Origin of the sequence: Providencia sp. CIM-Carb-044, assembly GCF_033901115.1 — a bacterium.
GTDB lineage: Bacteria > Pseudomonadota > Gammaproteobacteria > Enterobacterales > Enterobacteriaceae > Providencia > Providencia hangzhouensis.
Genome location: NZ_JAXADV010000001.1, coordinates 161402 through 180510, shown reverse-complemented (window position 1 = coordinate 180510; position 19109 = coordinate 161402). Strand labels below are relative to the sequence as shown.

Genomic DNA, 19109 nt, shown 5'->3' with positions numbered 1-19109 from the left:
GGTTTATATTAATTATAAATCCAATGAACGTTTCCATAATAAGAAATCAAACTGTTCTAATCGGTCCGCTTGAACCTGATAGTCACCGCTTGCCGTTTCAATCACCCGTTCAAATAACCCTTTACTAATTGTTGGTAGTGGAACCCCATCAATAATTGGCCCGCAATCATAATCAATTATGTCTGACAGACGCTCTGCAATGGCACTATTAGTCGATATTTTTAAAACTGGCACAATCGGGTTCCCTGTAGGAGTTCCAAGCCCTGTTGAAAAAATAACCACATTACACCCCGCAGCAACAAGGCCGGTAACCGCATCAACATCATTACCCGGCGTGCAAACTAATGATAACCCGCTGTCAGGCATAGGCTCCGCATAATCACACACCGCACTAATCGGCGACGTTCCGCCTTTTTTAGCCGCTCCAGTCGATTTAATTGCATCTGTTATTAGTCCATCTGCAATATTACCGGGGCTCGGGTTATCGGCAATCGTAGTATTAAAGAAATTCGCTGTCTTTTCATAACGCTCCATCAAGTCCAAGAATTTTTTCTTATCCTCAAAAGACACGCACCGTTTCACCATATCCCCTTCTGCACCACACAATTCAGGAAATTCAGCTAAACCTGATGCACCCCCTAAGGTCACTAACCAATCAGAAACTAGCCCCATCGCAGGGTTACCCGAAATACCAGAAAAACCGTCAGAAGCGCCACATTTCACACCGAGTTTTAAATGAGACAACGGAACATCCACACGGGACTGTGGTTCGACAGCCTTCATGCACTCATAAGTTTGCTTCAAAGCGGTTTGCATCATTTCTTCTTCGCTATTCCATTCTTGCTGGCGGAAGTAAAGTGCAGGCTTATTAAAATTGGAGTTTCGAGCAGCCAGTGACTCTTTAAACATTTTGCGCTGTGCTTTTTCGCAGCCCAAACTAAACACCGTAATACCAATCACATTAGGGTGATCTGCATAGGCAGCAAGCACATCACACATTGTCTTACTGTCAGAAGTCGCCCCACCACAACCACTCGTGACCGTAATGCAACGCACGCCTTCTATATATGGGAATAATTTAGGTTTTGCTGCTTCCCTTTGCTCCCCTGCGGTTAAATCTAACGCAAAGTTTTTCAAACTATTATTGGTATAACCTAATGCTTCATTTAAGGCATCAGTGAGCTTTGTTACATTGCGGTTTTCACAAAATACTAATGGAAAGATTAACCAATAGTTTGCATTTCCCACTCGCCCATCTTCACGTATATAGCCTTTAAATGTACGTCCTTGATATACCGATACATCTGGCGCATTCCACTCATATGGCGCATCTTGCTCTAAAGAAACCGGAGCTGCATAGTGGCGAATATTATCGACTGTGATAACTTCACCTTTTGCGATTGGCTTTGTGGCTTTTCCTACTGCAGTACCATACATCGAAACAATGCCATCAACGGGTATCGCTTCCATGGCGAACTTGTGTTTTGCTTTCACATCGGTCACTAGGGTCACTTCTTCACTTCCCCAGTGGTAGATATCGCCTGCTTGCAGGTCTTTCAAAGCAACAATTAGGTTGTCGCTCTCATCAATTTTGAGAATTTTTTGCATGTCACACCTTCCTAAAAATTGTCATTAGTTAGATGACAATGCTTTGAGGTTGTTGTTATGAGTGTTTTTTTTAAGTAATGCGATTAAAACGGCACAGCCGACGGTGATCACCGCTAATGTCACGATACCTGCGGTATTGCTATTCATCATTTTATCGACTTCCACGCGAATGATTGGTGCGAGGAATGAACAGAATGCCCCCATGGTGGTACAGAAACCAATTCCTGCTGCTAATGCAGGGCCGCTTAATAACTGAGGAGGAAACGTCCAAAATACTGGTTGAACGGATAAAAAACCAACAGCGCTTAAACATAATGCTGCAATAGCAAAAACAGGGCTCGCAAATGCTGACAGTGCCAAACCTAATGCTGCGGCTAACATACACAGCACTGAGATTTCGATGCGACGAGTTGGATGGCGGTCAGCAAAACGAGGAATGTAATACACCCCGAATGCAGAACAAGCCCAAGGTATGGCAGCAACTAAGGATTGTTTAAAGCCTAAACTTTCCCCCATTAAGGACGCAACTTGGGAAGGCAGAAAGAACATCAAACCGTATACTGAAATTTGGATCGTGCCGTAAATCAGTGCAAGGTGCCAAACTTTGATATTTTTTAGTGCAGATAATACTGATGTGGTTTCAGTTTTTGCATTTTCTTTAGCTAATTGTTCAGTTAGGGCTTTTTTCTCTTCTTCGGTTAAAAAACGGGCTTTTTCAGGGCTATCATCCAAATAAAAGAAGGCAAAAATACCAATCACAACAGCGGGAAGGCCTTCAATGACAAACATCCAGAACCAACCCGGCCGACCTAACCAACCATGCAATTCGAGTAACGCGCCGGATAATGGCGAGCCCAGTGTCAACGCCAAAGGTACGCCTAAAACAAAGATTCCAATTACGGACCCGCGTACATTATTGGGGAAATAAATGGAAGCTAATAATAGAATACCTGGATAAAAACCGGCTTCCCCCAACCCCAATAAGAAACGTAAAATAATAAATTGCGTCTCATTGGTGACAAAACCTGTCATTGCAGACAGAACGCCCCAGATAACTGTCGTAATACTTAGCCATTTTTGCGCCCCTATTTTGTTTAAAATCAGGTTTGCAGGGATGCCAAACAATGCATAAGCAGCAAAGAAAATCCCTGCGCCGAATGCAAAAGCAGAATCGGATAAACCAATGTCGACTTGCATCGCATCTTTAGCAAAACCGACATTCACACGGTCAATAAATGCAACAAAATACAAAATAAACATCAGAGGTACTAAACGTTTCCACGATTTGGCTATCGCAGAATTTAAAACAGGATTGTTATAAGCTTTCGTTGTCGCCATGATATTTTTCCCTGTTGGTAAGATGTTCTATTGTGTTTGATTCAGGAAAGGTCAGAGCGGTGAATCAGCAAGGGTTAATAACTGCTGAAGTTGCTCAATCTGTATATTGTTCAAGCCAATAAATGGCGCTGTACAATAGTCTGAATTAACCACACCTTTTAGCTGCAATGCTTTTTTAAAGGTTGGGATAAATGGTGCATTGACACCATATATAGCCATCAATTGGTCTACTCGTTGTTGGTGTTTTGCCACTAATGCTAAATCACCCTGGATAAACGCCTGCATCCACGATGCAAAAAACTGTGGAACAATATTTGAAAGCCCACCAATGCAACCATTTCCCCCCGATAAAACCACATGAGCAAAGTTATTATCGTAACCTGCATATACCTCAAAATGAGGTAAGCGGGTTTTCACCGTTTCAATCACTTGGGCGGTATGAGTCGTGTCAGGAATGGTATCTTTCAACCCGATGATATTGGAATATTTATCCGCTAAACGTAGGCAAACATCTGGAGAGACAGAATAACCTGTTCGTTCAGGGAAGTTATAAATGAAAATGTTAGCAGATGTTTTGGCTGCTATCGTGCTGTAAAAACGGAAAACACCTTCATCATCCAGCGGAAAATAATATGGGCTAATGATCATCACCCCATCGATTCCTTTTTCATATGCATAGTTAGCCAATTCAACCGACTCTTGCACATCAAGGCGGCTTGCTCCTGCATAAACACGCATTTCCTCCTTTGGGTAACGACTACATAGGTCGATTAGTGTTTTTGAGCTCTGCATATTAAGCGCAAAAAATTCCCCCGTGCTTCCCATTGTGACAAAACCGGAGACTTTGCCTTTCAATGAATCATAAACACGTATGTTTTGTTCTATATCCACTCGACCTTTGTCATCAAAGATGGTCACTACTGGAGTGATATAACGACTTTCCATACCGGTAATCTCCTTACCTATTATTGTTCATATATACAAACTGCATTCATAAATAAAAACAATAAACAAGAAATCATGAATTATGGATTGAGTCAAATTCATCCAATTTATATATAAATCTCACATAATTATTTGATTAAAAAGAATTTAAAGAAAAGAAATAGCAATTAGACTGGCTAAAAAATGATTTTTTTATTACTAAATTTTGAACAGAATCACGTCTTTATTGCGACTTGAGCCATTAACAGGTATGACCAATTTGAGATTAAACGTATTCCTGAGATGATTTACATAGTGGTATTTTAAACCTAAAATAGCGACAAAATTAATCAGTGAGGTGGTTTAATGTCTACGGGGCACATGCCGACAATTCGGGTATTAGAAATACTGCAAGTTTTATCGGCTGAAAATACTGGGCTTTCTTTGACACAACTTTCTGATAAAACACAAATCTTAAAGGGGACTATTTATCCTATCTTAAAAACGTTGGTTGAACATCGATATATTAATTATGATGACAATAGCCAGCTGTATTATTTAGGTATCGCCTGCTCACTCCTTTCCCGCTCATTTTTCGAAAAATCCTATTGGCTAAAAATGGTTCATCGGGAAATGGTACACATTGTTGATGAATGCAATGAAGTGTGTCAAATGGGGATTTTAGACGGTGCCGATGTACTATACATTGATAAAGTCCAATCAGCCCAAAAGGTCCAATTAATCTCTAATATTGGTACTCGTTTGCCTGCTATTTACTCGGCACTTGGTAAGGCCATGATTTTTAACTACAGTGACCAACAAATTTCCGAGCTTTATCCTTCAGGTTTTACCCCGTTAACCCAATACAGTGTGCAAACTTTGGCTGAACTGCGCCTACAGCTTAACGCAGTTCGTGAAAATAATTATGCCGTTGATAATAAAGAAATAAATGAAGAAACGACCTGCTATGCTGTTGCATTGCGTCAGCGGGATAAAATCATAGCTGCAATTAGTGTGTCTATCCCAACTTTCCGCATTGATGAATCCAAAGTGAACCAAGTCATCAAAACACTTTTAGCAAGTCGTGAACGTATTGAGCAAGAATTGAACACACTCGAAGATATTGAGTTTTATACCTAGCCATAACATTAAAAGCTGTTTGATTAGTTAACATATATCACTTTCATTTGTAGATTCATTTATACGAATCTTTTATTATTTACATTATTGTTAGATAAATATTGCAGAAATAAGGTTTGGTTAAGGAATATATATCGGAATCCCCCCGAATTAAATAGGGTATTATGCAAACATAAGTTAAATTATATGCCAAAAGGATCATATTCATCTTAAATAGTTAACATTTACGCGTATATTTTTACTTATTTTAATGCTCAAAACTGACTTTATAAAAATTTTTAATAAATTTTAAAAAATATTTATACCTTATATATCAACAAGATAGATTTAAATTTAACAATTTACTAACCATTTTCACCGCTCTCTCTAGAGAGTTCATGATCCATATCAAATTTATCAATTCACCCCTTTGTTACTATTATTGCGTGCTATAATTAATCAACTTTGTAAGAGAGTGTTGGTATGAAAGCTGACAACCCTTTTAATTTATTGCCACCTGCTGTAATGGCGCAAGTCGCAGATGATGCCTCTTTTTATAAGGCAAATAAACATCCTGCAATTACTTACTTGTCAGCATTCACTGCCGGTATTTTTATCTCTATCGCGTTTGTATTCTATATCACAGCAACAACCGGGGCAGCTGAAGCGCCTTATGGTTTCACTAAACTTATTGGCGGGATTTGTTTCTCCTTAGGTCTGATGTTAGTGGTTGTATGTGGCGCAGATCTTTTCACCTCCACCGTACTCACTATCGTCTCAAAAGCCACAGGAAGAATTACTTGGGGGCAAATGTTCCGTAACTGGTTTAATGTCTATATTGGTAACTTAATTGGTGCGTTATTCTTTGTTGCACTGATTTGGTTTGCAGGACAATACACCGCAGCCAATGGTCAATGGGGGTTAAATGTATTACAAACCACCAGCCATAAATTACACCATACCTTTATTGAAGCGGTTACATTAGGAATTTTAGCAAACTTAATGGTTTGCCTTGCGGTTTGGATGAGTTACTCCGGCCGTAGTTTAACTGATAAACTGGTCGTTCTAGTGTTACCTGTCGCGATGTTCGTAGCGAGCGGTTTTGAGCATAGTATCGCAAACATGTTCATGATCCCGTTAGGCATTATGATTAAAGAGTTCGCCCCCGCTGAATATTGGTCTCAAATAAATATGTCTCCTGACCAATTTTCACACCTAACGGTTGGTAACTTTATTACAGATAACTTAATTCCAGTCACTATCGGAAATATTATTGGCGGTGCGATTTTAGTCGGCCTCATTTATTGGTTTATGCATTTACGTAGTGGCCAAAAACATTAATAGCCACTGACACACACGAAAAGATTTATTAAGATCCCTAAAAGATCCATTGTTAAAAGGTAAAAGTATCATGTCCGAGTTAAATGAAAAATTCGCTTTAGCATGGCAAGGTTTTAACCAAGGTGACTGGCAGAATAACGTCAACGTACGTGACTTCATCCAGAAAAACTACACTCCATATGAAGGTGATGAATCTTTCTTAGCAGGCTCTACTCCAGCAACTGACACGTTGTGGGATAAAGTCATGGAAGGGATCAAAATCGAAAACCGCACTCATGCGCCAGTTGATTTTGACACTGATGTCGCTTCAACCATCACTTCTCATGATGCAGGTTACATTACTAAAGAATTAGAAAAAGTCGTTGGCTTGCAAACTGACGCACCTCTGAAACGTGGTCTTATCCCGTTCGGTGGTATCAAAATGGTTGAAGGCTCATGCAAAGCTTACGACCGTACTTTAGACCCAGAAATCAAAAAAATCTTCACTGAATACCGTAAAACTCACAACCAAGGTGTTTTCGACGTTTACACGCCAGACATCTTAAAATGCCGTAAATCAGGTATCTTGACTGGTCTACCTGATGCATATGGTCGTGGTCGTATCATCGGTGACTACCGTCGTGTTGCACTGTACGGTATTGATTTCCTGATGAAAGACAAATTTAACCAATTCACCTCTTTGCAAGAAAGATTAGAAAAAGGTGAAGACCTACAAATGACTATCCAACTGCGCGAAGAAATTGCTGAACAGCACCGTGCATTGGGTCAAATGAAAGAAATGGCTGCAAAATACGGTTACGATATTTCTGCACCAGCAACAAACGCACAAGAAGCAGTACAGTGGACTTACTTCGGTTACTTAGCCGCTGTTAAATCACAAAACGGTGCTGCAATGTCATTTGGTCGTGTTTCTACCTTCTTAGACGTGTATATCCAACGTGACTTAGAAGCAGGTAAAATCACCGAACAACAAGCGCAAGAATTGATTGACCACTTAGTCATGAAACTGCGTATGGTACGTTTCTTACGTACTCCTGAATACGATGAGCTGTTCTCTGGTGACCCAATCTGGGCAACTGAATCATTAGCAGGTATGGGCCTTGATGGCCGTACTCTGGTAACGAAAAGCACATTCCGTTTCCTGAACACACTGTATACCATGGGCCCATCTCCTGAGCCAAACATGACTATCCTGTGGTCAGAAAAACTGCCAATGAATTTCAAAAAATTCGCAGCTAAAGTGTCTATCGATACCTCATCAGTTCAGTATGAAAATGATGACCTGATGCGTCCAGACTTCAATAACGATGACTACGCAATTGCATGTTGCGTCAGCCCAATGATTGTTGGTAAACAAATGCAGTTCTTCGGTGCTCGCGCAAACTTAGCGAAAACCATGCTGTATACCATCAACGGTGGTGTTGATGAAAAACTGAAAATGCAAGTTGGTCCTAAACATGCACCAATCATGGACGAGATCTTAGATTTCGATACTGTGATGAACCAAATGGACCACTTCATGGATTGGTTAGCAACTCAGTACGTCACTGCACTGAACTGCATCCACTTCATGCACGATAAATACAGCTATGAAGCTTCACTGATGGCGTTACATGACCGTGATGTTTATCGCACCATGGCTTGTGGTATTGCGGGTCTATCTGTTGCTGCTGACTCACTGTCTGCAATCAAATATGCGAAAGTTAAACCAATTCGTGATGAAGATGGTATCGCTATCGACTTCGAAATCGAAGGTGAATATCCACAATTTGGTAACAACGACTCTCGTGTAGATGATATCGCGTGTGACTTAGTTGAACGTTTCATGAAGAAAATTCAGAAACTGCCTACTTACCGTAACGCGGTACCAACTCAGTCAATCCTGACCATCACCTCTAACGTAGTGTATGGTAAGAAAACAGGTAATACACCAGATGGCCGTCGTGCAGGTGCACCATTCGGACCAGGTGCAAACCCAATGCACGGTCGTGACCAAAAAGGTGCGGTAGCTTCACTGACTTCTGTTGCTAAACTGCCATTTGCTTACGCGAAAGATGGTATTTCTTATACTTTCTCTATCGTACCAAATGCGTTAGGTAAAGATGATGATGTTCGTAAAACGAACTTAGCGGGTCTGATGGATGGTTACTTCCACCACGAAGCGTCTATCGAAGGCGGCCAGCATCTGAACGTTAACGTTATGAACCGTGAAATGCTGTTAGATGCAATGGAAAACCCAGAGAAGTACCCACAACTGACTATCCGTGTATCTGGTTATGCTGTACGTTTCAACTCACTGACTAAAGAACAACAGCAAGACGTTATTACTCGTACTTTCACCAGTACAATGTAATAATTAGCTCATTAAAATAAAGTAAATTAAAGACCCCGCTTTACGGGGTCTGAGGTTGTTGACAAAGCGGGATAAAAACGTGGTTTTTCCCGCTTTGTGTTATCAGCCGAAAATCAATAAATTGATTTTCCTAGTTTATTTTCAAAACCTATTAAACTTGCCGCCAAACATAATATGTTTGTCAGCAGTCTGAGCCCCCTCACGGGGGCTTTTTATCTATACCAGCAACGATATTTTTGCTCTAAAGTTTGCGGTATGAAGGATATTTTGGAGTGCCTGCTATGTCTATCGATGATACTAAAACCAAAACAATAGCGACGACTAATGTGACAGAAACCCCAACCACACTCGGTCGTATTCATTCGTTTGAATCATGCGGAACCGTTGATGGTCCTGGGATCCGTTTTATTGTATTTTTCCAAGGCTGCTTAATGCGCTGCTTGTATTGCCATAACCGCGATACTTGGGATACCCACGGTGGCAACATTGTTACCGTTGAAGAATTAATGAAAGAAGCCGTAACCTATCGCCACTTTATGAATGCGACTGGCGGAGGTGTTACCGCCTCAGGCGGAGAAGCTATCTTACAAGCTGAATTTGTACGTGACTGGTTCCGTGCCTGTAAAAAAGAAAATATTCATACTTGCCTTGATACCAATGGATTCGTGCGCCGCTACGACCCAGTGATTGATGAACTGATGGATGTCACTGACTTAGTGATGTTAGATTTAAAGCAAATCGATGATGAAATTCATCAAAAATTAGTGGGTGTTTCTAACCATCGTACTTTGGAATTTGCTCGTTACCTTGCCAAACGCAACCAGAAAACTTGGGTACGCTATGTTGTCGTGCCGGGTTGGAGTGATGATGACCATTCAGTACATTTACTGGGCGAGTTTACCAAAGATATGAGCAATATCGAAAAAATCGAATTACTGCCCTACCACGAACTCGGTAAACACAAATGGGAAACCATGGGTGAAGAATACAAACTAGATGGCGTTAGACCACCATCAAAAGAAGTGATGGAACGAGTTAAAAGTATTCTAGAAAGTTATGGTCACAAAGTAATGTACTAACCAATTTGAGGCTCTTTATAGAGCCTCTGCTTTATCTGCCATTATTCCTATCTAAACAAAGGTAAGTGGCCAATAAGCTGCGTCACCGCCTTTTTATTTCCTACCAACCCAATACCAGCTAACTGAATATTTTTATATTCGTGTTCTAATAATTTTTGCTGATACTCATCATAAGTCCGGCACGATTGTGCCAATAAGCTAAAAGGAATAATGTATATTTCATTTACCTTTAATGCAGCCACTTCAATCTCTTTAATATACTGCTCCGGTGATTTTAAAATCGGTAATGGCGCATAAATCACACCGGGATAATTGATATTATCCGCACTGTTCAAATCTTCCCCTACTATATTGTTAACTTTATTTCCTAAACTCACGCCAATCACACTAGCGGCATTCATTGCCAACCCGTTAGATAAATCCTGATTAACGACGATAGCGCAACGATGCTCAGCTGGATTAAATATCATTCCTGTCCCCTATGATTTTATGTGTATTCAATTTCCCAATAATTATGGCATTTAAAGAAAGAAATAGGCTTTCTAACTCAGTCATTACACGCTAAGATTTAGGTAAATTTATCCCATTTAAAGCATTTTTAAGGTAGAGATTTTCATTTATGGCAATAGATAAGACAGAAATAAAAATACTAAAATTACTACAAGATGACGCTCGAATAACTAACCAAGTGCTTGCCGAAAAAGTAGGCATGTCAGCCTCTCCCTGTTGGCGAAGGGTTAAAAAATTAGAAGAAGAAAATATTATTCAAGGATATCGCGCCATTCTCAATCGTAAAAAGATTGGCTTAGGTGTGATGGTTTTTGTTCGCGTCATTATTGATAGTGATAGCGAGGCTGAAGCACAAAAATTTGAACAAGAAGTGACTGAGCTAGAAAATGTCGTCGCTTGCTACAGTATTGGTGGTGATACTGACTTTTTATTACAGGTTGTATCCCATGATTTAGACTCCTATGCCGACTTTGCTATGACGGTTATTCGCCGGTTACCGGGTATCAAAGAAATGCAAAGTATGTTTGTACTTAAAGAAATTAAGCCGCTGGATGCTTACCCAATATCACTTATTTAGCTTTTAAATTAAATAAAATCTTACTTAATTATTATGAATCGTGATTATTTAATTGACGATTTAACCTTGTTGATAGAACCAAAAAATAGTTTTTTTCACTAAATATACTAAATATTCGTATTTTATTCAGTACATTAAGGAATAGATAACCTTCTTATTTTGATAGAAAATATTTTATACAAGAAAATTTTAATCAAAAATATCTTACCAGAATAGTCTGCTTTATAATAAGCTAACTTATCTGCATACTACTGCCGATAAGTTACAAGAATGAGTATAAGCTCAAAAAACTTATTAATAATAATATATCGCTAATTCACTACGACTAACAGGTTCCTTTTTTATCATGAATAATGAAAACTTCAGTGCAGATAACAATCCTGCACCTACAATTAACGCACAAACTCAAGCCGATACATTCGTTTTTCACGCAGAACCTCGCGCAGTAGATGCAGGTGAAGGTGTTAACTGGATCAGCCAATCATGGTCTCTCGTTAAAGAAAAACTGGGAATGTGGATCCTAATTAACATCGTTCTGTTTGCGGTGATCTTTATCATTTCAATGATCCCATTCTTGAACTTACTGATTACTTTTATTACACCTATTTTTATCGGTGGTATTATTGCTATCAGTGAAAATCAACGTAAAACAGGCCAAGCAGAAATCGGCTTATTATTTGCAGGCTTCCAAAATAAATTTGGTACCCTATTTGCCGTTGGAGCCATCAACTTTGCTGCTAACTTAGTAGGAATGATCATCGCATTTATTATCGGTGGTTCTGCAATGTTCGGTTTACTGATGGAAAGCAACCAATACGGTTCGCCATCTGACGCGGCTATCCTTGCGTCTTCAGGTACATTCTTCTTTGCAATCATCATAATGGCCATTGCAGCATTAGTGGGTACAGCCTTAACTTGGTTTGCTCCTGCATTAGTGATGAACCATGACTTCACTGTTGGCGCTGCAATCTCAGCAAGCTTACAAGCTGTTAAGAAAAACCTCCTACCAGGTATCCTGTTCTTTATCGTTTTATCAATCTTAATGATAATTTCAGTTATCCCATTAGGTTTAGGTTTATTAGTTTCTATGCCAATTATGTATGTTTGCTATTACAGCAGCTATCGCAGCCTGTTTTTCTCACAAGTAAAATAAACCAAAATCTAATGATTTGACGACTTTGTTAAATCATTAAATCTAAAAAAAGGAAAGCAATAGCTTTCCTTTTTGCTATTCCGAAAAAATTCACATATATTCCTTTAAATGATAATTTCCCTCTTCTTTTCATAATTTGGAGTTGTTTTCCATGTATTTCGATACCACTGATTTAAAACTGTGTGTTAATGTCGCCAATGCAGGAAGCATCACCCAAGGAGCAAAACTAACTTATCTTACACTGCAATCTGCAAGTGAACGAATACGTGGGTTAGAAAATGAATTAAACATCGATATATTTATTCGTTCAGTGAAAGGGGTTTCATTATCGAATGCAGGTCATGCATTTATTGAGCATGCGAAAACAATTTTGCAGCAAATTGAATTAATGCAAGATGAACTGCGAAAATATAGTCGACACCTGCGTGGGCATATTAATATTCTTTGTAATACTTCAGCTCAAATGGAATTTTTACCCGCCCGTGTTAGCGCTTATTTACGACAACAACCCACTATGTCTGTATCTGTGAAAGAAATGCCAAGTGCTAATATCGTCACTGCCATCAAAAATAAAATTGCAGATATTGGTATTATCACAGATTCTACTGACCTCACTGGTCTGGATATTCGGCCATTCAGCTCAGATGAATTAGTCGTTTTTGCCCATAAAGATAGCCTTTGGGTAAGCCAAAAAAGCGTTCTATTTTCTGATATTATTGATGCTGAATTTATTGGTTTAATGGAAGATAACCCATTACAAAAGCATATTGATAATAACGCCAAACAGCAAGGCAAGCGGCTCAACTACCGGGTACGCATGCCAACACTAGATGCGGTAATGCAAGGGGTTAACGATGGAATTGGCATTGCTATTATTCCCAAACAAGCGGCACAGCGTAGTCAATTTTCTACTAGTAAAATACTGCAATTGACCGAAGATTGGGCATGCCGAAAATTAGTTATCTGCGCACGAGATTTCAGCCAATTACCTGATTATACCAACGAGTTTATTCATTTTTTAATTAACTGGTCATCTGAAAGCTAGTTTTGCCGTCATGTAAATACCTAATCCGATTAACCCAATAAAAAAGCAACGACGGAATAATTTCTCGCTAATAATCTTGCGTAAATATTGACCAAGGTACATTCCACCAATAGCAGGTATTAAGGCAAAGGCAGATAAACTCCAATTAATATCATATTGTTGATGGTCAATGGATAACTTGATGGCTAATGCAACTGTTGATGCGGTAAATGCTAACCCTAGAGCCTGAATAAGCTCATCTTTATTTAATTTTAAGGTTTGCAAATAAGGAACTGCTGGAATAACAAATACTCCTGTAGCTGCTGTAATTACACCTGTAATATAACCCACTGTTGGCGAAAGCCATGTTTCATGTTTCTCGAAAGATGGCGTTTTTTTAGCAATTAAGCCCCAAATTCCATAGATAATAAGCACGATACCCAGTGTAGGTAGTGTCCAACGAGATGCCGAGGTTAAAGAAGGTAAAAAACTGAATAATGTGCCAAGCATGACCCCAATAATAAAACCACTGAGCCGTTTGATTAGTGCCATAAATTGTGGGCCAATCAATAATTGCCATATATTAGTAATTAACGATGGAATAATTAATAAGCTCGCAGCTGCAGCAGGCTCCATTGATGTGCTTAATAACCCCATCGCGATTGTTGGTAGGCCTAGCCCGATCACCCCTTTTACAATACCTGCTAATAAGAAAACACCAATAATTACACCCATCAATATCACTCCGATAAATTTATTTTACCGTAGATTAATGTCATACATTGAATGCTGCTATTTGGAAAATATTGAGGGGGGATCAGGTTTAACCTGAGGATGCTTTTTCCAGAACACTTTAAATTTACACAAAAAAAACGCGACTGTCGTCAGTCGCGCTTTATGTTTGAAAGAGTAACGGAAATTAACCGATGAACTCTAGCCCTTTCATATATGGGCGCAATACTTCTGGAACTTCAATACGGCCATCAGCTAATTGGTAGTTTTCTAAAATCGCCACCAATGTACGACCAACAGCTAAACCAGAACCATTCAGGGTATGAACAAGTTGTGTTTTCTTATCACTCTTACCGCGGAAACGCGCTTGCATACGACGCGCTTGGAAGTCCCACATGTTTGAACAAGATGAAATTTCACGATAAGTATTTTGCGCTGGTAACCACACTTCTAAGTCATAGGTTTTACGTGAACCAAAACCAATATCACCGGTGCACAAAATCACTTTACGATAAGGCAAGTTCAGTAATTGTAATACTTTTTCTGCATGACCAGTCAGCTCTTCCAATGCATCCATGGATTTTTCTGGATGAACGATTTGTACTAACTCAACTTTGTCGAACTGATGCATACGGATCAAACCGCGTGTATCACGGCCATAAGACCCTGCTTCAGAACGGAAACAAGGCGTATGTGCCGTCATTTTCAGAGGAAGTGAGTCTTCATCTAAAATTTCATCACGAACCAAGTTAGTCACTGGAACTTCTGCGGTTGGGATCAACGCATAAGTACTGCTGTCAGCTTCTTCTTCCAGTGGTTTAGTATGGAACAAATCTTCACCAAACTTTGGTAATTGGCCAGTTCCGTACAGTGTGTCATGGTTGACTAAATATGGAACATACAACTCTTGGTAACCATGTTGTTCAGTATGTAAGTCAAGCATAAATTGAGCCAAGGCACGATGCATGCGAGCAATTTGCCCTTTCATGACAACAAAACGTGCTCCTGTCAGTTTTACCGCAGCAGGGAAGTCTAAGCCACCAGATAACTCACCAAGGCTAACATGGTCTTTAACTTCGAAGTCATACTGGCGAGGTTCACCCCAACGAGCAACTTCAACGTTGTCAGAATCATCTTTACCATCAGGTACTTGGTCATCAGGGATGTTCGGGATACTCAAGGCAATATCACGGATTTCTTGTTGCAGCTTATCTAGCTCTGCTTTTGCAGAATCCAATTTTTCGCCTAATTGGTTAACTTCCAGACGTAATGGTTCGATATCTTCACCACGTGCCTTCGCCGCACCAATAGTTTTCGATCGCGAGTTACGGTCTGCTTGCAGGGTTTCAGTTTCAACTTGTAAAACTTTGCGGCGTTCTTCTAATTCACGCAGCTTTTCCACATCAAGGGTAAAACCCCTGCGAGCCAGTTTTTCAGCAACCGCGTCTAGCTCCGTACGCAGTAAATTGGGATCGAGCATGCTTATCCTGTGATTATTGTTAGTAATTAATGATACTTTTTGAGGTGCATTCCAGCACAACAAATAAAGTAAAGTATTTCGCTATATAACCTTACCGCATTGCCTAGTTTAGCGATAGCGTTTTGTGGTGCTAATTTGATCCTGTTGGGCTAACCAGTCTAATTTTTCAGCAAACTTGCCTTCTTGGCCCCGTTTCGTAGGGTAGTAATAACGTGTTGTTTGCATAGGTTCAGGAAAATAATTTTCTCCCGCAGCATATGCGTTAGGTTCATCATGTGCATAACGATATTCTTTCCCTGCACCCATTTCTTTTAATAGTTTAGTTGGGGCATTTCGAAGATGTTCTGGCACATCGTAGTCTGGCTGCATTTGTGCATCTTTAATCGCTGCTTTATAGGCGGTATAAACCGCGTTACTTTTCGGCGCACAAGCTAAATAAACAATAGCTTGGGCAATTGCACGCTCGCCTTCGGCTGGCCCCACTCGCGTGAAGCAATCCCAAGCTGAAATGGCGACTTGCATCGCACGAGGATCCGCATTCCCCACATCTTCTGATGCAATTGCAAGTAGCCGACGGGCAACATACAGAGGGTCAGCACCCGCAGTAATAATCCTTGCAAACCAATACAGTGCAGCATCTGGTGCTGAGCCTCTAATCGACTTATGCAGAGCAGAGATTAAGTCGTAATAACGGTCGCCTTTGTTATCAAACCGTGCAGTACGTTCACCGCTAACTTCTTTTAACAGATCAGCGGTTAAAATACGCTGCCCTTGGCTATCAGCCTCTGCCATATCTGCCATCATTTCCAGGAGATTTAATGAACGCCTAGCATCCCCATTAACCAACTGAGCGACCATTTTGCGCGTGTTATCAGGCAGAACAATATTTTGCCCACCAAGGCCACGAGATGAATCTGCCAGTGCTTGTAACAAGACCTGTTCAATATCATTTTCTTCAAGGGATTTAAGCAAATACACCCTAGCACGTGATAACAACGCGGAATTTAATTCAAATGATGGGTTTTCAGTTGTTGCACCAATAAATGTAATCGTGCCATCTTCTATATGCGGTAAAAATGCATCTTGCTGGCTTTTATTAAAACGATGAACCTCATCGACAAATAAAATGGTTCTCCGCCCCGCGCTGCGATTTTGCCGGGCTTTTTCGATGGATTCTCGAATTTCCTTAATACCAGAAGTAACTGCTGAAATACGTTCAATATCGGCTTGCGCATAATTACCAATAATTTCGGCAAGGGTTGTTTTGCCTGTTCCAGGGGGCCCCCATAAAATCATGGAGTGCAGATGACCCGCTTTAATCGCACGTGGCAACGGTTTCCCCTCAGCCAATAAATGCTTTTGGCCAATATACTGTTCAAGGGTTTCAGGCCGCATTCTTGCTGCTAAAGGTTGAAATTCATTCTGCGAAAAATCAAGAGACAGGTTACCCACTATATCCTCTTTTTTACTTCTTAAAATATCTTATATTAACCAGCAAATATGAATACTGCTGGCTCATATTTTCTCTAATCAAGCTTATTTAGCATTTGAACGCTGGTCATCTAAAGTGACGCCTTTTGGTACTGTAAACTTGAATTTACTCGCATCAACGCGACCATTTTTTTGCTCTTTTAATTGATAAGCACTGGTTTGGCCATCTTGTTCAACCGCTGAAAACTGCTCAATCGTCCCTTCGGGAGAAACCGTAATGGAGAAACGTTTTAGAGTCCCATTAGTTTGTTTTGGTTTTAAATCAAACGTATTTCCCTGCTGAATGATTGAGTATTGTTTCCAATCTTTCGGGTCGTTACGTGTAATTAGTAGAAATGGCGTATCCTGCGTAGCATCCGCTAAATTAGTCACCGTCACTTGTTCTACGAACGGATTATAAAACCACAAATCTTTACCATCTGACACCAATACGCTTTCATCAGGTGATGTCATGTTCCAATTAAATAAATTTGGGCGCTCAAGCCATAAATCCCCAACACCTTCTTGAACCAAATCCCCTTCAGGACTCGTCACCTTTTGCGAGAAGCTAGCTTGGAAGCTATTGACCTTATTCAAACGTTCTTGAAGGTCTTGGCTTGCGTCTGCCAATACTTGGCCAATATGTAAACTCAGGGCTAACGCACCCAATAACATCATTTTTTTCATCGATGAGAGACCTTAAAATTATTACCATAAGAGGTGTTACGTCTTTATACACCCCTTAAATTAAACCAGCAATTAGCACACTAAATTATTAATGCCCCATTGACGGAGGAGCAAGAACTTCACGGTTACCATTGTGCCCTTGCTCACTGACAATACCTTGGAGCTCCATTTGCTCAACAATCCTTGCAGCACGGTTATAACCTATCCTGAATTGGCGTTGAACCCCAGAAATGGAAACGCGTTGTTTCTCAACAACAAACTCAACTGCCTGGTCAAACAGTGGGTCAAGCTCTTCGCCACCACTATCATAACCACCACCTTCGCTATCATCACTACAGGTTGTAATGCTATCAATATATTGTGGTTTACCGCGAGCTTTCCAATCATTCACAACGGCATGAACTTCTTGGTCACGGACAAAGGCTCCGTGCACCCGCACTGGAATTGAAGAGTTTGGTGGTAAATACAGCATATCCCCCATGCCTAGTAAAGATTCCGCGCCGCCTTGGTCAAGGATCGTGCGCGAGTCAATTTTACTGGATACCGTAAATGCAATCCGCGTTGGAATATTTGCTTTGATTAGTCCAGTAATGATATCAACCGATGGCCGTTGAGTTGCCAATACTAAATGAATGCCTGCGGCACGTGCTTTTTGTGCCAACCGTGCAATTAACTCTTCCACTTTTTTACCTGCTGTCATCATTAAATCGGCAAATTCATCAACCATGACAACAATGTAAGGTTCTTTTTTCAGCATTGGGTGTTCTACATCCATGCTATCACCGGGTTTCCAATGTGGATCAGGAATTGGCCGCCCCATTTCTTCTGCTGCTTTAATGCGGTCGTTATAACCCGCTAGGTTACGTACCCCTAATGCAGACATGAGTTTATAACGGCGTTCCATTTCATTCACGCACCAGCGCAAGGCATTCGCCGCATCTTTCATGTCAGTAACCACTTCAGTCAATAGATGCGGAATACCTTCATAAATGGATAACTCCAGCATTTTCGGGTCAATCATGATAAAGCGAACATCTTCGGGTTTGGCTTTATACAAGATACTGAGGATCATTGCATTCACCCCAACCGACTTACCAGAGCCGGTTGTCCCCGCAACGAGTAAATGAGGCATTTTCGCTAAATCCGCAACAACAGGGTCACCTTCAATATCTTTACCCAATACAATAGTGAGAGGAGATGGGTTTTTGCGGAAATCATCGCAGTCTAAGACTTCACTTAGGTAAACGGTTTGCCGTTTCTCATTAGGGAGTTCGAGGCCTACATAAGGTTTACCCGGTATCACTTCTACAACACGTACGGCTACGGTTGATAACGAACGAGCAAGGTCACGTGACAATGTGGATATCCGTGCAGCTTTTACTCCCGGTGCGAGGTCAAGTTCAAACCGAGTAATGACAGGGCCTGGAGAAAAACCAACCACTTCAGCTTTAACGCGGTAATCATTAAGCCTTGCTTCAATCAACCTTGCTGTTTGTTCTAGTTTGAACATATCCACTGGCTCTTCTTGTGCTGGCGGACTTGCCAGCAAATCAAGAGACGGCATTGGCGTTGTTGGTTTTGGTAATGGTTGGTCATTACGCACTAAGAACGGGTGGAATAAGCTATCTTGCTGTGGCTGCTGTGGCTGCTGTGGCTGCTGTGGCTGCTGTGGCTGCTGTGGCTGCTGTGGCTGCTGTGGCTGCTGTGGCTGCTG

Annotated in this window: 16 protein-coding genes; 7 read left to right on the top strand and 9 right to left on the bottom strand. The window is 40.6% G+C overall.

Features of this window, described 5'->3' with window-relative positions; all coding sequences use genetic code 11:
• Positions 1 to 12: 12 nt before the first annotated feature.
• From SJ312_RS00795 to SJ312_RS00785, 3 genes are read right to left on the bottom strand one after another with little or no spacing between them, the layout of a single operon-like run.
• Positions 13 to 1608 (bottom strand): altronate dehydratase family protein, encoded by a 1596-nt coding sequence (locus SJ312_RS00795; protein ID WP_319866704.1) that lies wholly within the window; start codon positions 1606 to 1608, stop codon positions 13 to 15.
• A gap of 24 nt (positions 1609 to 1632) precedes the next feature.
• The gene (locus SJ312_RS00790) at positions 1633 to 2946 is read right to left on the bottom strand and encodes an MFS transporter (protein ID WP_004256294.1); all 1314 of its coding nucleotides are present in this window, start codon (positions 2944 to 2946) and stop codon (positions 1633 to 1635) included.
• Positions 2947 to 2997: 51 nt separating this feature from the next.
• Entirely contained in the window at positions 2998 to 3891 is an 894-nt protein-coding gene (locus tag SJ312_RS00785; RefSeq protein WP_319866700.1) for a dihydrodipicolinate synthase family protein, read from the bottom strand.
• A gap of 345 nt (positions 3892 to 4236) precedes the next feature.
• Between SJ312_RS00785 and SJ312_RS00780 the strand changes: the two genes are divergently transcribed.
• The 4 genes from SJ312_RS00780 to pflA all read left to right on the top strand — a co-directional run bounded on the left by SJ312_RS00780 (position 4237) and on the right by pflA (position 9762).
• Complete coding sequence (locus SJ312_RS00780) at positions 4237 to 5010, top strand: IclR family transcriptional regulator (RefSeq protein ID WP_094960677.1); 774 nt, start codon at positions 4237 to 4239, stop codon at positions 5008 to 5010.
• Positions 5011 to 5472: 462 nt separating this feature from the next.
• Positions 5473 to 6330: a formate transporter FocA gene (gene focA / locus SJ312_RS00775; protein ID WP_004256299.1), complete on the top strand. Its 858-nt coding sequence runs from the start codon at positions 5473 to 5475 to the stop codon at positions 6328 to 6330.
• 70 nt (positions 6331 to 6400) lie between these two features.
• A complete protein-coding gene (gene pflB / locus SJ312_RS00770; RefSeq protein WP_096864172.1) occupies positions 6401 to 8683 on the top strand; it encodes a formate C-acetyltransferase in 2283 nt (760 codons plus the stop codon).
• 281 nt (positions 8684 to 8964) lie between these two features.
• The gene (pflA, locus tag SJ312_RS00765; protein ID WP_004256303.1) at positions 8965 to 9762 is read left to right on the top strand and encodes a pyruvate formate lyase 1-activating protein; all 798 of its coding nucleotides are present in this window, start codon (positions 8965 to 8967) and stop codon (positions 9760 to 9762) included.
• A 47-nt stretch (positions 9763 to 9809) separates the two neighbouring features.
• On the opposite strand, the gene SJ312_RS00760 is transcribed toward pflA, so the two are convergent.
• A complete protein-coding gene (locus SJ312_RS00760; protein ID WP_004256305.1) occupies positions 9810 to 10232 on the bottom strand; it encodes a DUF2000 domain-containing protein in 423 nt (140 codons plus the stop codon).
• Between the two features lie 149 nt (positions 10233 to 10381).
• On the opposite strand from SJ312_RS00760, the gene SJ312_RS00755 reads away from it, so the two are divergent.
• From SJ312_RS00755 to SJ312_RS00745, 3 genes are all read left to right on the top strand, one after another.
• Positions 10382 to 10849, top strand: coding sequence for an Lrp/AsnC family transcriptional regulator (locus SJ312_RS00755; RefSeq protein ID WP_004256307.1), 468 nt, complete (start codon positions 10382 to 10384; stop codon positions 10847 to 10849).
• 346 nt (positions 10850 to 11195) lie between these two features.
• Positions 11196 to 12002, top strand: coding sequence for a BPSS1780 family membrane protein (locus SJ312_RS00750; protein WP_004256309.1), 807 nt, complete (start codon positions 11196 to 11198; stop codon positions 12000 to 12002).
• Positions 12003 to 12153: 151 nt separating this feature from the next.
• Positions 12154 to 13047 carry a LysR substrate-binding domain-containing protein gene (locus SJ312_RS00745; RefSeq protein ID WP_096864170.1) on the top strand — a complete coding sequence of 298 codons (894 nt, stop codon included), beginning with the start codon at positions 12154 to 12156 and terminating at the stop codon, positions 13045 to 13047.
• Here the strand turns inward: SJ312_RS00745 and SJ312_RS00740 are convergent.
• From SJ312_RS00740 to SJ312_RS00720, 5 genes are all read right to left on the bottom strand, one after another.
• On the bottom strand, positions 13033 to 13761 hold the full coding sequence (locus tag SJ312_RS00740; RefSeq protein ID WP_096864169.1) for a sulfite exporter TauE/SafE family protein: 729 nt from the start codon (positions 13759 to 13761) through the stop codon (positions 13033 to 13035). The two genes, SJ312_RS00745 and SJ312_RS00740, sit on opposite strands and share 15 nt — an antisense overlap.
• 184 nt (positions 13762 to 13945) lie before the next feature.
• The gene (serS, locus tag SJ312_RS00735; RefSeq protein ID WP_004256329.1) at positions 13946 to 15238 is read right to left on the bottom strand and encodes a serine--tRNA ligase; all 1293 of its coding nucleotides are present in this window, start codon (positions 15236 to 15238) and stop codon (positions 13946 to 13948) included.
• A 108-nt stretch (positions 15239 to 15346) separates the two neighbouring features.
• Positions 15347 to 16690 (bottom strand): replication-associated recombination protein A, encoded by a 1344-nt coding sequence (locus SJ312_RS00730; RefSeq protein ID WP_110591398.1) that lies wholly within the window; start codon positions 16688 to 16690, stop codon positions 15347 to 15349.
• Between the two features lie 84 nt (positions 16691 to 16774).
• Positions 16775 to 17395 (bottom strand): outer membrane lipoprotein chaperone LolA, encoded by a 621-nt coding sequence (gene lolA, locus SJ312_RS00725; protein ID WP_004256331.1) that lies wholly within the window; start codon positions 17393 to 17395, stop codon positions 16775 to 16777.
• Between the two features lie 88 nt (positions 17396 to 17483).
• On the bottom strand, positions 17484 to 19109 hold a 1626-nt coding region (locus SJ312_RS00720), incomplete at its 5' end, for a DNA translocase FtsK (protein WP_259471128.1).

Excerpts from the sequence above, each read along its gene's own strand:
- SJ312_RS00795 (WP_319866704.1), bottom strand. The coding sequence starts at position 1,608 with ATGCAAAAAATTCTCAAAATTGATGAGAGCGACAACCTAATTGTTGCT.
- SJ312_RS00790 (WP_004256294.1), bottom strand. The coding sequence starts at position 2,946 with ATGGCGACAACGAAAGCTTATAACAATCCTGTTTTAAATTCTGCGATA.
- SJ312_RS00785 (WP_319866700.1), bottom strand. The coding sequence starts at position 3,891 with ATGGAAAGTCGTTATATCACTCCAGTAGTGACCATCTTTGATGACAAA.
- SJ312_RS00780 (WP_094960677.1), top strand. The coding sequence starts at position 4,237 with ATGTCTACGGGGCACATGCCGACAATTCGGGTATTAGAAATACTGCAA.
- focA (WP_004256299.1), top strand. The coding sequence starts at position 5,473 with ATGAAAGCTGACAACCCTTTTAATTTATTGCCACCTGCTGTAATGGCG.
- pflB (WP_096864172.1), top strand. The coding sequence starts at position 6,401 with ATGTCCGAGTTAAATGAAAAATTCGCTTTAGCATGGCAAGGTTTTAAC.
- pflA (WP_004256303.1), top strand. The coding sequence starts at position 8,965 with ATGTCTATCGATGATACTAAAACCAAAACAATAGCGACGACTAATGTG.
- SJ312_RS00760 (WP_004256305.1), bottom strand. The coding sequence starts at position 10,232 with ATGATATTTAATCCAGCTGAGCATCGTTGCGCTATCGTCGTTAATCAG.
- SJ312_RS00755 (WP_004256307.1), top strand. The coding sequence starts at position 10,382 with ATGGCAATAGATAAGACAGAAATAAAAATACTAAAATTACTACAAGAT.
- SJ312_RS00750 (WP_004256309.1), top strand. The coding sequence starts at position 11,196 with ATGAATAATGAAAACTTCAGTGCAGATAACAATCCTGCACCTACAATT.
- SJ312_RS00745 (WP_096864170.1), top strand. The coding sequence starts at position 12,154 with ATGTATTTCGATACCACTGATTTAAAACTGTGTGTTAATGTCGCCAAT.
- SJ312_RS00740 (WP_096864169.1), bottom strand. The coding sequence starts at position 13,761 with ATGGGTGTAATTATTGGTGTTTTCTTATTAGCAGGTATTGTAAAAGGG.
- serS (WP_004256329.1), bottom strand. The coding sequence starts at position 15,238 with ATGCTCGATCCCAATTTACTGCGTACGGAGCTAGACGCGGTTGCTGAA.
- lolA (WP_004256331.1), bottom strand. The coding sequence starts at position 17,395 with ATGAAAAAAATGATGTTATTGGGTGCGTTAGCCCTGAGTTTACATATT.